The following is a 14,251-nucleotide window of genomic DNA, read 5'->3' on the forward strand; positions in this document are numbered from 1 at the left end:
ATCCGTGCCGGCCGACCGGGGCGTGCGATTTTCGCCTGGCTCAGAGGAGCTCGGCGGTCAACGTGATCGTGGTGCCGGCCAGTGCCTGGGACACCGGGCAGTTCTTCTTGGCGTCCTCGGCGGCGGCGGCGAAGTCCTCCTTGGAGATGCCGGGGATGCTCGCGCGCACGGTCAGGTGGATGCCGGTGATGCCCTCACCCGGCTGGAACGTGACGTCGGCCGTGGTGTCCACGGTGGTGGGCGGGGTGCCGGCACCGGCGAGGCCGTGCGAGAGCGCCATCGAGTAGCAGGTGGAGTGCGCGGCCGCGATCAGCTCCTCCGGGCTGGTCTTGCCGTTGGCCGACTCGGCGCGCGACGGCCAGGACACCGGGTAGGTGCCGATGCCGGACGAGTCCAACGTCACCGTGCCGGAACCGTCGAGCAGCGCGCCCTCCCAGTGGGCGTTGGCGGTGCGGGTGGTGGCCATGTGTGGTCCTCCTCGAACGGGGTGGGAATGATCAGTGCACCATCCTGCCCCGCACGGTGTCCCGCCGCTGCCCCGCCGCGCAGTCGACTCACGACCGGCTCCCGTGCCGATCTCAACCAGCGCCTCGACCACATGTTCGATATAGTCCCCGCATGACACCCTCACACCGCGGCGTCGTCCAACACCGCCGGCCGCGCGGCATCGTCCACCCGCACCCCGGTGTCGGCCGCGAGCAGCGGCCGCACCTCGGCGTCATAGCGCGCGAACGCCGGCAGCATCCACGCGTCCGCCGCCGGCATCCTCCTGGCCAGCGCGGGCGCGGAGATCCACAGGTGCACGGTGTGCTCGAACGCGAGCCCCCGGCCAAGCAGCAGCGTGCCGTCCACCACCAACACCCCACCCGCCGGCAGTTCGACATAGGCAGCTCGGCTGGCCCGGTCGGCCTCGGCGTTCCACAGCGACGGCAGCACCCGCCCGGTGCCGCCCGGTTCGAGCGGCGCGAGCAGTTCGCGCGTCAGCCCACCGAGATCGAGCCAGTCGTCGTACCTGGCGTCCGGGTCGGTGTGCCCGCGCTCGAACCGCAGCGACGCCGGCCGAAGAAAGTCCCCGGCGCCCACGCGCACCACCGCCCGGCCGCGCAACCGCAGCGCCTCACCGAGCGCGTCGGCGAACTCCGCCGGCGCGGCGGGCCCGGCGCCGTCGACCGCGACCCTGGTCCACCGCCGTGCCGGCCGGCGGGTGATCCGCTCGGCCACCTCGTCGACCAGCAGGTCGGGGGAGACCGGCCGCAGACGCACCCCACGATCATGCCAGGGCGCGCGAGATTGTCGGTGCCACACGGTAGAAACCGATCATGCCGACTCGCCGAACCGGTAGTTCGTCCGGACTTCATCGCGTCGTAGGGTGATGCCTCGTGGCGGCTGATTCCTTCGTACATCTTCATGTGCACACCGAGTACTCGATGCTCGACGGCGCCGCCAAGGTCGCGCCGCTGTTCGCCGAGGCGGCCAGGTTGGGCATGCCAGCGGTGGGCATGACCGACCACGGCAACATGTACGGCGCCGACGAGTTCTACCAGAACGCCAGGAAGACCGGCATCAAGCCGATCATCGGCATCGAGGCCTACGTCGCGCCGGCGAGCCGCTACCACAAGAAACCCATCTTCTGGGGCGAGGCCCGCCAGCGCAGCAGCGACGAACACGGCGAGGGCGGCGACATCTCCGGTGGCGGCGCGTACACCCACATGACCATGGTCGCCGGCAACGCGACGGGTCTGCGGAACCTGTTCACGCTCTCCTCCCGCGCCAGCATCGAGGGTTACTACAGAAAACCGAGGATGGACCGGGAGCTGATCTCCGAGTTCGCCGAGGGGATCATCGCCACCACCGGCTGTCCGTCCGGGGAGGTCCAGACCAGGCTGCGGCTCGGCCAGCCGGCAGAGGCCATCCAGGCCGCGGCCGACTACCGGGACATCTTCGGCAAGGAGAACTTCTTCCTCGAGCTGATGGACCACGGGCTGCCGATCGAGCGCTCGGTGCGCGAGGGCCTGCTCGACATCGCCCGCAAGCTCGAGCTCCCGCCGCTGGCCACCAACGACTCGCACTACGTCACCCGCGACCAGTCCGAGGCGCACGCCGCCCTGCTGTGCGTGCAGTCCGGCAAGACCCTGTCCGACCCGAACAGGTTCAAGTTCGACGGCGACGGCTACTACCTGAAGTCGGCCGAGGAGATGCGGCAGTACTGGGACAAGGAGGTCCCCGGCGCCGCCGACTCCACGCTGCTGATCGCCGAACGGGTCGAGTCCTACGAGGAGATCTGGTCCGCGGTCGACCGGATGCCGGTGTTCGACGTGCCGCCGGGCGAGACCCAGCCGAGCTGGTTGCACAAGGAGGTCATGCGCGGCCTCGAGTGGCGGCTGCCCGACGGCGTCCCCCAGGACTACATCGACCGGGCCGAGTTCGAGCTCGACGTGATCAACCAGAAGGGCTTCCCCGCCTACTTCCTGGTGGTCGCCGACCTGGTGACCTACGCGCGCAAGGTCGGCATCCGGGTCGGCCCCGGCCGAGGCTCGGCCGCGGGCGCCCTGGTCGCCTACGCGCTGGGCATCACCAACCTCGACCCGATCGCGCACGGCCTGCTGTTCGAGCGGTTCCTCAACCCCGAGCGCACCGCCATGCCCGACATCGACATCGACTTCGACGACCGCCGGCGCGGCGAGATGATCACCTACGCGACCGACAAGTACGGCGCGGACAAGGTCGCCCAGGTCATCACGTTCGGCACCATCAAGACCAAGGCCGCGATCAAGGACTCCGCCCGCGTCCTGCACGGCCAGCCCGGCTTCTCCATCGCCGACCGGATCTCCAAGGCACTGCCGCCGCCGGTGATGGCCAAGGACATCCCGTTGTCGGGCATCGTCGACCCCAAGCACGAGCGCTACGCCGAGGCCACCGAGGTCCGCACGCTGATCGAGACCGACACCGAGGTCGGCAAGATCTTCGAGACCGCGCGCGGCCTGGAGGGCCTGATCCGCAACGCGGGCGTGCACGCCTGCGCGGTGATCCTGTCCTCCCAGCCGCTGATGCAGTCGATCCCGCTGTGGCGGCGCGACGACGGCTCGATCATCACCGGCTGGGACTACCCGTCCTGCGAGGCCATCGGCCTGCTGAAGATGGACTTCCTCGGCCTGCGCAACCTCACGGTCATCGGCGACGCGATCGACAACATCAAGGCCAACCGGGGCGAGGACATCGACCTGGACACCCTGCCGCTGGACGACAAGGCCACCTTCCAGCTGCTCGGCCGCGGCGACAGCCTCGGGGTGTTCCAACTGGACGGCAACGCCATGCGCGACCTGTTGCGCCGCATGCAGCCGACCGAGTTCAACGACATCACCGCCGTGAACGCGCTGTACCGCCCCGGCCCGATGGCGATGAACACCCACAACAACTACGCCGACCGCAAGAACAAGCGCCAGCGGATGGTGCCGATCCACCGGGAGCTGGAGGAGCCGCTCAAGGACATCCTGTCGGAGACCTACGGCCTGATCGTCTACCAGGAGCAGATCATGCAGATCGCTCAGAAGGTGGCCGGGTACTCCATGGGTCGAGCCGACGTGCTCCGCAAGGCCATGGGCAAGAAGAAGGCCGACGTCCTGGAGAAGGAGTACGCCGGCTTCGAGGAGGGCATGCGGGGCAACGGCTACTCGCCGGAGGCCATCAAGACCCTGTGGGACACCGTGCTCCCGTTCGCCGGGTACGCGTTCAACAAGTCCCACGCGGCCGGTTACGCCCTCGTCGGCTACTGGACGGCCTACCTCAAGGCGAACTACCCGGCCGAGTACATGGCCGCGCTGCTCACCTCGGTGGCCGACAACAAGGACAAGTCCGCGGTGTACCTGTCCGAGTGCCGCCGCTCGGGGATCAAGGTGCTGCCGCCGGATGTCAACGAGTCCGGCCTGCGCTTCGCCGCGGTCGGCACCGACATCCGCTTCGGGCTCGGCGCGGTGCGCAACGTGGGCGCCAACGTCGTCGAGTCGATCATCAGGACCCGGGGCGCGAAGAGCCCGTACACCTCGTTCAACGACTTCCTCGACAAGGCAGAGCTGTTGTGCTGCAACAAGCGGGTGATCGAGTCGCTGGTCAAGGCCGGCGCGTTCGACTCCCTCGGGCACACCCGGCTGTCGCTGGTCCAGGTGCACGAGGAGGCCGTGGAGGCCGTGGTCGGCCTCAAGCGCCAGGAGGCGATGGGCCAGTTCGACCTGTTCGGCGGCGACGACACCACCCCGGCCGCGGTGGACGCGAGCCCGCTCGCGCACCTGAAGTTCACCGCCGAGGAGTGGCCGCGCAAGCAGCTGCTCAGCTACGAGCGGGAGATGCTCGGCCTGTACGTCTCCGCCCACCCGCTCGACGGCGCCGAACGCCTGCTGCGCAAGCAGGCCCCGAAGCCGATCGCCGAGATCATCAGCGACGCGCCCAAGGAGGGCGAGATCGTGCTCGCCGGCATGATCTCCGCAATGGAGCGCCGGGTGAACAAGCAGGGCGAGCCGTGGGCGATCTGCACCATCGAGGACCTGGACGCGGCGATCGAGGTGCTGTTCTTCGCCAAGTCGTACTCGGTGCTGTCCCAGGACCTGATCGAGGACTCGGTGGTCGCGGTCAAGGGCCGGGTCAACTGGCGCGAGGACAAGATGTCGGTCTTCGGCTCCGGCCTCATCCCGCTGGACATCGCCGACGCCGACCTCGGCGTGCCGGGCGAGGAGGTCCCGTTCGTCCTGCTGTGCAACCCGGTCAAGCTCAACGACGAGGTCGTCGGCGAGCTCAAGAACACCCTGTCCGCCCATCGCGGCGACACCCCGGTGCACCTGAAGTTCGCCCACAAGGAGAACGGCGTCACCCTGGCCCTCGACGACTACCCGATCAAGGTGTCGCCGGCCTTCCTCGGTGAGATCAAGGCCATCCCGGGCGTCGCGGTGGACGCCTGACCAGGGCGTCGGTCAACCGCTAGCCTCCGGGCGTGGACGTCGCTGAGCTGGTCGCGCTCGACCGGGCGCATGTGTGGCACCCGTACGGCCCGATGCCGGGCACCGTGGACCCGCTGGTGGTCGAGTCGGCCAGCGGGGTGACGCTGCGGCTGGCCGACGGGCGGGAACTGGTCGACGGGATGTCGTCCTGGTGGGCGGCCATCCACGGCTACCGCCACCCGGTGCTCGACGCCGCGCTGGTCGAGCAGGCCGGCCGGATGAGCCACGTCATGTTCGGCGGCCTCACCCACGAGCCGGCCGTGCGGCTGGCCACGACGCTGGTCGAGATCACCCCCGACCCGCTGCGGCACGTGTTCCTGTGCGACTCCGGCTCGGTGTCGGTCGAGGTCGCGATCAAGATGTGCCTGCAGTACTGGCGCTCGGCCGGCCGCCCGGCCAAACGGCGGATGCTGACCTGGCGCGGCGGTTACCACGGCGACACCTTTCACCCGATGAGCGTGTGCGACCCCGACGGCGGCATGCACACCCTGTGGCGCGGTGTGCTGCCCGACCAGCTGTTCGCCGGCCCGCCGCCGGCCGAGCTCGACCAGGCCTACGTCGCCCAGCTCGCCGAGCTGATCGAGGCCAACGCCGACGAGCTGGCGGCGGTGATCGTGGAGCCGGTCGTGCAGGGCGCTGGCGGCATGCGCTTCCACGACCCGCGCTACCTGCACGTCCTGCGCGAGCTGACCCTCGCCAACGACGTGCTGCTGATCTTCGACGAGATCGCCACCGGCTTCGGCCGCACGGGGGAGATGTTCGCCGCCGACCACGCCGGCGTCAGCCCGGACGTGCTGTGTGTCGGCAAGGCGTTGACCGGCGGATACCTCACCATGGCCGCCACGCTGTGCACGGCCGGGGTCGCCGCCGGGATCTCCGGTGGCGAGGTGCCGGTGCTCGCCCACGGCCCGACGTTCATGGGCAACCCGCTGTCCTGCGCGGTCGCCTCGGCCTCGATCGACCTGCTGCGCGGCCAGGACTGGCGCCGGCGGGTGAAACGCATCGAGGGCGAGCTGGCCGACGGGCTGGCCCCGGCGCGGGACCTGCCCGGCGTGCGGGAGGTGCGGGTGCTCGGCGCGATCGGCGTGGTGCAGCTCGACCACGAGGTCGACCTCGCGGCGGCCACCAGCGCCGCGGTCGCCCACGGCGCCTGGCTGCGCCCGTTCCGGGACCTGATCTACACCATGCCGCCCTACGTCAGCGAGCCGGCGGACCTCGCGACGATCACCGCCGCCGTGGTCGCCGCGGCCGCCGCCGGCTGACGCAAAGCCCCGGGGCGGGTGCGATCGCCTTCGACGGGTGGGACTAGCCTCACGCCTCGTGAGTGTCATCGTGCTCACTGGAACCGGAACCGGAGTCGGGAAGACGGTGGTCACGGCCGCCGTCGCCGCACTCGCGCTCGATCGACGGCGCAGCGTGGCGGTGCTGAAACCGGCGCAGACCGGCCTCGGTCCAGGCGAACCGGGCGACGTGGACGACGTCAGCCGGCTGGTCGGCGACGACGTCACCACCTGGGAGCTGGCCCGGTTCACCGAACCGCTGGCCCCGGGCACCGCCGCGCGCCGGGCGGGCATCCTCCCGGTCACCCCCTCCCAGGCGGCCGCCGCCGCTGTCGAACTGTCCCGCGGCCACGACCAGGTGCTGATCGAGGGCGCTGGCGGCCTGCTGGTCCCGATGGACGACAACGGCGGCACGCTGGCCGACGTCGCCTGGTCGATCGGCGCGCCGGTGCTGATCGTCGCCGACGCCGGCCTGGGCACCCTCAACGCGACCGCGCTGACCGCGGAGGTGCTGCGTCGCCGGGGCGTCGAGTGCCTCGGCGTGGTCGTCGGCTCGTGGCCGGCCGACCCGGACCTCGCGGCCCGCTGCAACCTCGACGACCTGCCGGTGGTCGCCGACGCGCCCCTGCTCGGCGCCGTCCCCGAGCACGCCGGCACGCTGCGCCGGGACCGGTTCCTCGCGGTGGCCAGGTCGGCGCTCGCGCCCGCACTGGGTGGCGAGTTCGACGCGACCGGGTTCGCCGCCGCGCACGTTGCGTGATGACATCCCGCTCGAAGCCCGGTAGCGCGTGAGAAACATCGCGTACGCCGGGAGGCCTGGTGCGGCAAACTGACCTGCAGGCCGATCATCACGAGCGAGGAGGCATCCGTGACCGCTGCCGCCGAACGGACCGACGCCAACCACGCCTCGGCGGACGTGCTCGCCGTGGCGCGCGAGCAGGTGCTCGAGCGGGGCGCCGGCCTCGACCAGGCACGGGTGCTGGAGATCCTGCGGCTGCCCGACGACCGGATGCCCGAGCTGCTGGAGCTGGCCCACCAGGTGCGGATGCGCTGGTGCGGTCCGGAGGTCGAGGTCGAGGGCATCGTCAGCGTCAAGACCGGTGGCTGCCCGGAGGACTGTCACTTCTGTTCGCAGTCCGGCCAGTTCCCCTCGCCGGTGCGCTCGGCGTGGCTGGACATCCCCGGCCTGGTCCGGGCCGCCCGCGAGACCCTGGCGGCCGGCGCGAGCGAGTTCTGCATCGTGGCCGCGGTGCGCGGCCCGGACAAGCGGCTGATGTCCCAGGTGCGCGACGGCATCACGGCGATCCGCGAGGACGGCAACGACATCCAGATCGCCTGCTCGCTGGGCATGCTCACGCCCGCGCAGGTCGACGAGCTGGTCGCGATGGGCGTGCACCGGTACAACCACAACCTGGAGACGGCCAGGTCGCACTTCCCCTCGGTGGTCACCACGCACACGTGGGAGGAGCGCTGGGAGACCCTGCGGATGGTGCACGACGCGGGCATGGAGGTCTGCTGCGGCGGCATCATCGGCATGGGGGAGTCGGTCGAGCAGCGCGCCGAGTTCGCCGTCCAGCTCGCCGAGTTGGACCCGCACGAGGTGCCGATGAACTTCCTCATCCCGCAGCCGGGCACGCCGTACGAGGACTTCGAGATCGTCGAGGGCAAGGACGCGCTGCGCACGATCGCCGCGTTCCGCCTGGCCATGCCGCGCACGATGCTGCGCTTCGCCGGCGGCCGGGAGCTGACGCTGGGTGATCTGGGCGCGGAGCAGGGCATGCTCGGCGGCATCAACGCGATCATCGTCGGCAACTACCTGACCAACCTCGGCCGCCCGGCCCAGCAGGACCTCGACATGCTGACCGAGCTGAACATGCCGGTCAAGGCGCTGAGCGACACCCTCTGACATGTTCTGCGTGCACTGCGGAAAACCGCCGGGCGAGGGCGAGCACACCCGATGTGTCGGCGCGCGCGGGTCGATCGACCCGCCGCGCTTCTGTCCGGACTGCGCCCGGCGGATGGTGGTCCAGGTGACTCCGTCCGGGTGGTCGGCCAGGTGCAGCCGGCACGGTGAGCGCTCTTCGTCGAACGCCGCGACAGCGACCGACTAGTCTTTCGCCTCACAGACTGTTGGTGTAGTCGAGCGGAGGTCGGCGTGGCGGAACAACCGGTCGGAGCGCAGGGCCCGGCGCCCCTCCGGCAGGAGAACACCGCCGGTGACGCCGTGGTGCCGCAGCCGGTCGAGCCGGCCGGGTACCCGGAGTACTTCGCCTACCAGTGGCGGCCGCCGCGGCCGAAGGTCGTGGTCAGGGCCGATCTGGTGCCGGCGGTCAGCGTGCTGTCGGCGGTGTCGGTACTCGGGTTCGCGCTCGCCTGGCTGTGGTCGGTGCTCGCGCCCGCGCAGCGCATGGTGATCGGCAACGAGGGCGAGCCGGTGCCGCTGTCGGCGCTGACCGCGAACCAGGCGGAGAGCTACCACCGGGCGGACGCGCTGGTGATCTTCATCCTGCTCGGGCTGGCCGCCGGGCTGTGTACCGGTCTCGCGGTCTGGTTCCTACGCGCTCGCCGCGGCCCGGTGATCATGATCGCCGCCGTGCTCGGCTCGGCGCTCGGTGGCTGGCTGGCGACCCTGCTCGGGGAGAGTTGGGCGGCGGGCCGGTTCCCGCTGCCGACCGAGGTCGAGGTGCTCGACGTGATCGAGATGGCGCCCGTGGTGGACAACATCTGGGTGCTGCTCGCCTGGCCGCTCACCACGGCACTGACCTACGGCGTGATGGCGGCCTGGAACGGCATGGACGACCTCGGCCGCCGCCTCGGCTAGCGGATGCCCTGAATGGGGCATTGGCGACGTTCAACGTCCTGAATGGGGCATTCAGGGCAGTGCTAGTTCTTGCTGGCGTGCCGGCGGAGTTCGGCCGGCGGGGCGGGGACCGCGCGCAGTGCGGCCAGGATGCCGGCCTCCCGGTTGAGCAGCCGGCCGGCCAGCCGCAGCCGGTGCAACGGCCTGGTCTCCTCCAACAGCCGCTGCCGGTCCTCGATCGGTAGCAGGCAGTCGGTGGCCAGCAGGTGGGACAGCACCTCGATCGCCACGTCCTCGGCCGGCTCGTTCCAGTCGCCCTGCTGCCAGGCGGCCTGGCAGTACCGGCGGTAGGCCGAGCGGGCCGCGTTGATCAGTGAGGCGATCGTGGCCGCCGCGTCGCGCTGGCCGGGAATCACCGCGGGGGTGTCGGGCACCCATTCCACCGCGCCCATCAGGTACGGCGCGCTGGTCGCGTCCACCGCCAGCAGCCGGAACCGCTGCTCGCCCGCGGTGACGATGTCGAACCGGCCGTCGGGCAGCCGCTCGGCCTGGCGCAGCAGGGCCGCGCAGCCGATCTCGCACAGTTGCTCGCGGGAGGTCACCTCGGACTCGTGGGACGGGGTCATCGCGACCACGCCGAACCGCTTGTCCGGTAACGCGCCGGTGATCAGGTCGACGGTGAGCTGCCGGTAGCGCGGCTCGAAGATGTGCAGCGGCAGCGTGGTGCCCGGCAACAAGACCGTCTGTAGCGGGAAGAGCGGAAGTGTCTCAGGCACCGTCCCAACCTACGTCGGCACGCCGGTGCGCGCTTGGTTCGGTGGTCTGAGCACCGCGAACGGGTCGGTCACCGACATGCTGGTCTCGGCGAACCGGAACAGCGCGGCCGGCCGGCCGCCTGCGCGGCCGGGCGGCGCGGTCTGGCCGGTGGCCACCAGCAGGCCGCGGCGGGCGAGCACGCGCTGGAGGTTGGTCGCCGAGACGGTGTAGCCGAGGGCGGCCGAGTAGAGCCCGCGCAGCGCGGAGATCGTGAACTCCGGTGGGGCGAGCGCGAAGCCGATGTTGGTGTAGGACAGCTTGGAGCGCAGCCGGTGCCTGGCTCGCAGCACGATCGAGTCGTGATCGAACGCGGTGGCCGGCAGGTCGTCGATCCGCTGCCAGCGGGTGTCGGCCGGCAGGTCGGGGTCCACGTCGGAGGGCACCAGGCCGAGGAACGCGGTGGCCACCACCCGCTCGCCGGGGACCCGGCGCGGCGCGCTGAACACCGCGAGTTGTTCGACGTGCGACAACTGCCGGACGTCGACCTTCTCCGCGAGCTGGCGCTTGATCGAGGTCTCGACGTCCTCGGTCGGGCCGAGGCGGCCACCGGGCAGTGACCAGCGGTGCGCGTGTGGTTCCCGTGCGCGTTCCCACAGCAGGACCTGGAGTGAGCCTGCTCGCACCTGGAGCACCGCGGCCAGCACTTCATGGGCTGTTGGCACATAGGCGGTGGTAGCATCGGCCATGTTTTCGATCCTAAGGCGAAAACCTCTGGATGGGAAATCGGCAGCGGTGCCAACTCGAGGAGGACGACATGGCCGTGACCGCCGAGCGCGACCTGACCGAGGATCTGACGCCCTACGGCGGCGTCGAGGCCGACGCCGCCTGGCGAGCCGAGGTGCGCAGGCTGGCCAAGGAGCGCGACGCCGTGCTGCTCGCGCACAACTACCAACTGCCGGAGATCCAGGACATCGCCGACCACACCGGTGACTCCCTGGCACTGAGCCGGATCGCGGCCGCCAGCGAGGCGTCGACGATCGTGTTCTGCGGCGTGCACTTCATGGCCGAGACCGCGAAGATCCTCAGCCCGCACAAGACCGTGCTGATCCCGGACGCGCGGGCGGGCTGCTCGCTGGCCGACTCCATCGACGCCGACCAGCTGCGCGCCTGGAAGGCCGAGCACCCCGGTGCCGTGGTGGTGGCCTACGTGAACACCACCGCCGAGGTCAAGGCGGAGACCGACATCTGCTGCACGTCGTCGAACGCGGTGGACGTGGTGCGCTCGATCCCGGCCGACCGGGAGGTGCTGTTCCTGCCCGACCAGTTCCTCGGCGCGCACGTGCGGCGGGAGACCGGGCGGGACAACCTGCACGTGTGGGCGGGCGAGTGCCACGTGCACGCGGGGATCAACGGCCCGGAGCTCGCCGCGCGCGCCGCGGCCAACCCGGACGCGGACCTGTTCGTGCACCCGGAGTGCGGCTGCGCGACCTCGGCGCTGTACCTGGCGGGGGAGGGCGTGGTGCCCTCGACCCAGGTCAAGATCCTGTCCACCGGCGACATGGTGACCGAGGCGCGGTCGACCAAGGCCAAGTCGGTGCTGGTGGCGACCGAGATCGGCATGCTGCACCAGTTACGGCGGGCCGCACCGGAGATCGACTTCCGCGCGGTGAACGACCGGGCGTCCTGCCGGTACATGAAGATGATCACGCCGGCGGCGCTGCTGCGCTCGCTGCGCGAGGGCGCCGACGAGGTACACGTCGACCCGCTGATCGCCGAGCGCGCCCGGGGCGCGGTCCGCCGCATGATCGAGATCGGCAAGCCGGGCGGCGCCGAGTGAACCATCAGCCTGAGCCCCGTGGCTGTCAACCGCACCTAAGGGGAACGGAACGCGATCCAGCCACCGACACGTACAAGACCGGCAGATATCAACCCAACGTGACCCCAACTTTTAATTCCGGGGAGGCGGAACAGCCCTGGGAGGCGCGGGCTGATCTGGTGATCGTCGGCAGCGGGGTGGCCGGGCTGACCGCGGCGCTGCGGGCGCGGGAGCTCGGACTGCGGGTGCTGGTGGTCACCAAGGGCGCGGCCGACGGCGGCAACACCCGGTGGGCGCAGGGCGGGGTCGCGGTGGTGCTCGGCGACACCCCGGACGACTCGATCGAGCGGCACGTCGCCGACACGCTGAGCGCCGGCGGCGGCCTGTGCGACGAGGAGGTCACCGCCAGGATCGTCGCCGACGGCCCGGCCGCGGTGGCGCGGCTGCGGGCCAGGGGCGCGTCCTTCGACGAGACCGACGGCCGCCTGGCGCGGACCCGCGAGGGCGGGCACACGGCCTTCCGCGTCGTGCACGCCGGCGGGGACGCCACTGGGGCGGAGGTGGAGCGCGCGCTGCTGGCGGCCTCGCGGGACGGCCGGGTGCCGATGCTGGAGCACCACGTCGCGGTGGACACGCTGCGCACGCCGGCCGGTGAGGTCGCCGGGCTGCTCGTGCTCGACGCCGACGGCGTGCCGGGGATGCTGACCGCGCCCGCCGTGCTGCTGGCCACCGGGGGGTTGGGTCAGCTGTTCCAGGCGACGTCGAACCCGGCGGTGGCCACCGCCGACGGGGTGGCGATCGCGTTGCGGGCCGGGGCGCCGGTGATGGACCTGGAGTTCGTGCAGTTCCACCCGACCGTGCTCTACACCGGCGCCGGTGCGCGCGGCCGGTGTCCGCTGGTGACCGAGGCGGTGCGCGGGGAGGGCGCGGTGCTGGTGGACTCGCGGGGCGCGCGGGTGATGGCCGGCGTGCACCCGCTCGGCGACCTGGCGCCCCGGGACGTGGTGTCGGCCGCGATCAGCAGGCGGGTCGCCGAGCTGGGCGAGGACCACGTGTTCCTGGACGCGACCCACCTGGACCGGCCGACCTTCCAGCGCCGGTTCCCGACGGTGCTCGCCGCGTGCCTGGCGGCCGGCGTCGACCCGGTGGTGTCGCCGATCCCGGTGTCCCCGGCGGCGCACTTCGCCTGTGGCGGCGTGGTGTCCACTGTGGACGGTAGGACGCCGGTGCGTGGCCTGTACGCGGCCGGCGAGGTCGCCAGGACCGGTCTGCACGGTGCGAACCGCCTGGCGTCCAACAGTTTGCTCGAGGGTCTGGTGGTCGGCTCGCGGGCGGCCGAGGCGGTGGCGGCGGACCTGGCGGTCGGCGTGCTCGCCGACCGCAGGCTGGCCGCGTGCCAGCCGGTGCCGGTGCGCCCGGTCGCCGCGCGCGACACGCTGCAGCGGGTGATGAGCCGCTACGCCGGCATCGGCCGGGACGCCGAGGGGCTCGCCGTGGTCGGCTCGGTGCTCGATGTGTCCGCTGTGGACAGTCCACTGGAGACGCGGGAGCTGGTCGAGGACGCCGCGCTCACGCTGGCCGCGCGGGCGTTGCTTGCCTCGGCGACCGCCAGGACGGAGTCCAGAGGCTGCCACGTGCGCACCGACTTCCCCGACGTGGACCCCGGCCTTGCCAACGGCCTGACCGTCCGCCTCACCCCGTCCGGCCAACCCATGCTGGACCGCCGGGCCCTACTCACCCGAGGCGCCGCATGAGCCCGACGTTCAGTCCAGAGGAAACCGAAGCTCTCGACCGGGTGGTCGCCACCGCGTTGGCCGAGGACCTGCGCTACGGCCCCGACGCCACCTCCGCCGCGACCGTGCCGGCCGACGCGGTGGCGGTCGCGGAGCTGACGCCGCGCGCGGCCGGCACCGTGGCCGGGATCCCCGCCGCGCTGGCCGTGTTCGAGTCGGTCCTCGACGAGGTCACGGTGCTCGACCGCCAGCAGGACGGCGCCCGGGTTCGCCGCGGCGAACCGGTCCTGGTGGTGCGCGGCCGGACCCGCGGCCTGCTGACCGCCGAACGCACCGCGCTGAACCTGGTGTGCCACCTGTCCGGCGTGGCCACCGCGACCGCCGCCTGGGTGGACGCGATCGCCGGCACCGGCGCGGTGGTCCGCGACTCCCGCAAGACCCTGCCCGGCCTGCGCCTGCTGGAGAAGTACGCGGTGCGCTGCGGCGGCGGGGTCAACCACCGGCTCGGCCTCGGCGACGCCGTGCTGATCAAGGACAACCACGTGCTGGCCGCCGGTTCGGTGACCGCGGCGCTCGCGGCCGCCAGGGCGACCGCGCCGACGCTGCCGTGCGAGGTGGAGGTCGACACCCTCGACCAGCTCGACGAGGCCGTGGCCGAGGGCGCCGAGCTGGTGCTGCTGGACAACTTCACCGTCGAGCGGTGCGCGGAGGCCGTGCGCCGGGTGGCCGACCGGGGCGCGGCGACCAGGCTGGAGGCCAGCGGTGGCCTGACCCTGGCCGACGCCCGCCGCTACGCCGAGACCGGCGTGGACTACCTGGCCGTCGGCGCGCTGACGCACTCCGCCCCGGCGCTGGACCTGGGCATGGACCTGCGCTGA

At 71.7% G+C, this 14,251-nt stretch carries 13 protein-coding genes; 9 read left to right on the plus strand and 4 right to left on the minus strand.

Annotated features, from left to right (window positions below; translation table 11 throughout):
• Positions 1–40: 40 nt before the first annotated feature.
• Together ACYVIP_RS40380 and ACYVIP_RS40385 are read right to left on the minus strand one after the other, a co-directional pair.
• Positions 41–466 (minus strand): OsmC family peroxiredoxin, encoded by a 426-nt coding sequence (locus ACYVIP_RS40380; protein WP_460406365.1) that lies wholly within the window; start codon positions 464–466, stop codon positions 41–43.
• Positions 467–627: 161 nt separating this feature from the next.
• On the minus strand, positions 628–1,263 hold the full coding sequence (locus ACYVIP_RS40385; protein WP_460406366.1) for a nucleoside/nucleotide kinase family protein: 636 nt from the start codon (positions 1,261–1,263) through the stop codon (positions 628–630).
• A 116-nt stretch (positions 1,264–1,379) separates the two neighbouring features.
• Here ACYVIP_RS40385 and dnaE point away from each other — a divergent pair, with 116 nt between their 5' ends.
• From dnaE to ACYVIP_RS40415, 6 genes are all read left to right on the plus strand, one after another.
• Positions 1,380–4,949, plus strand: a complete 3,570-nt coding sequence (gene dnaE / locus ACYVIP_RS40390) for a DNA polymerase III subunit alpha (RefSeq protein WP_460406367.1) — start codon at positions 1,380–1,382, stop codon at positions 4,947–4,949.
• A 32-nt stretch (positions 4,950–4,981) separates the two neighbouring features.
• Positions 4,982–6,250, plus strand: a complete 1,269-nt coding sequence (locus ACYVIP_RS40395) for an adenosylmethionine--8-amino-7-oxononanoate transaminase (protein ID WP_460406369.1) — start codon at positions 4,982–4,984, stop codon at positions 6,248–6,250.
• Between the two features lie 58 nt (positions 6,251–6,308).
• Entirely contained in the window at positions 6,309–7,028 is a 720-nt protein-coding gene (gene bioD / locus ACYVIP_RS40400) for a dethiobiotin synthase (RefSeq protein WP_460406370.1), read from the plus strand.
• Between the two features lie 108 nt (positions 7,029–7,136).
• Positions 7,137–8,174 (plus strand): biotin synthase BioB, encoded by a 1,038-nt coding sequence (gene bioB / locus ACYVIP_RS40405; RefSeq protein ID WP_460406371.1) that lies wholly within the window; start codon positions 7,137–7,139, stop codon positions 8,172–8,174.
• 1 nt (position 8,175) lies between these two features.
• A complete protein-coding gene (gene bsaP / locus ACYVIP_RS40410; protein ID WP_460406372.1) occupies positions 8,176–8,379 on the plus strand; it encodes a biotin synthase auxiliary protein BsaP in 204 nt (67 codons plus the stop codon).
• Between the two features lie 44 nt (positions 8,380–8,423).
• Positions 8,424–9,089, plus strand: a complete 666-nt coding sequence (locus ACYVIP_RS40415; protein WP_460406373.1) for a DUF2567 domain-containing protein — start codon at positions 8,424–8,426, stop codon at positions 9,087–9,089.
• A 62-nt stretch (positions 9,090–9,151) separates the two neighbouring features.
• Here the strand turns inward: ACYVIP_RS40415 and ACYVIP_RS40420 are convergent, their stop codons facing one another.
• Positions 9,152–9,844, minus strand: a complete 693-nt coding sequence (locus ACYVIP_RS40420; protein ID WP_460406375.1) for an LON peptidase substrate-binding domain-containing protein — start codon at positions 9,842–9,844, stop codon at positions 9,152–9,154.
• Between the two features lie 9 nt (positions 9,845–9,853).
• Positions 9,854–10,570, minus strand: coding sequence for an NUDIX hydrolase (locus ACYVIP_RS40425; RefSeq protein WP_460406376.1), 717 nt, complete (start codon positions 10,568–10,570; stop codon positions 9,854–9,856).
• A gap of 68 nt (positions 10,571–10,638) precedes the next feature.
• Between ACYVIP_RS40425 and nadA the strand changes: the two genes are divergently transcribed.
• From nadA to nadC, 3 genes are all read left to right on the plus strand, one after another.
• A complete protein-coding gene (nadA, locus tag ACYVIP_RS40430) occupies positions 10,639–11,661 on the plus strand; it encodes a quinolinate synthase NadA (protein ID WP_460406377.1) in 1,023 nt (340 codons plus the stop codon).
• A 98-nt stretch (positions 11,662–11,759) separates the two neighbouring features.
• Positions 11,760–13,394: an L-aspartate oxidase gene (locus tag ACYVIP_RS40435; RefSeq protein WP_460406378.1), complete on the plus strand. Its 1,635-nt coding sequence runs from the start codon at positions 11,760–11,762 to the stop codon at positions 13,392–13,394.
• The gene (gene nadC, locus ACYVIP_RS40440; protein ID WP_460406379.1) at positions 13,391–14,251 is read left to right on the plus strand and encodes a carboxylating nicotinate-nucleotide diphosphorylase; all 861 of its coding nucleotides are present in this window, start codon (positions 13,391–13,393) and stop codon (positions 14,249–14,251) included. Before ACYVIP_RS40435 ends, nadC begins: the two co-directional genes overlap by 4 nt.

This window comes from Actinophytocola sediminis, from assembly GCF_054779715.1.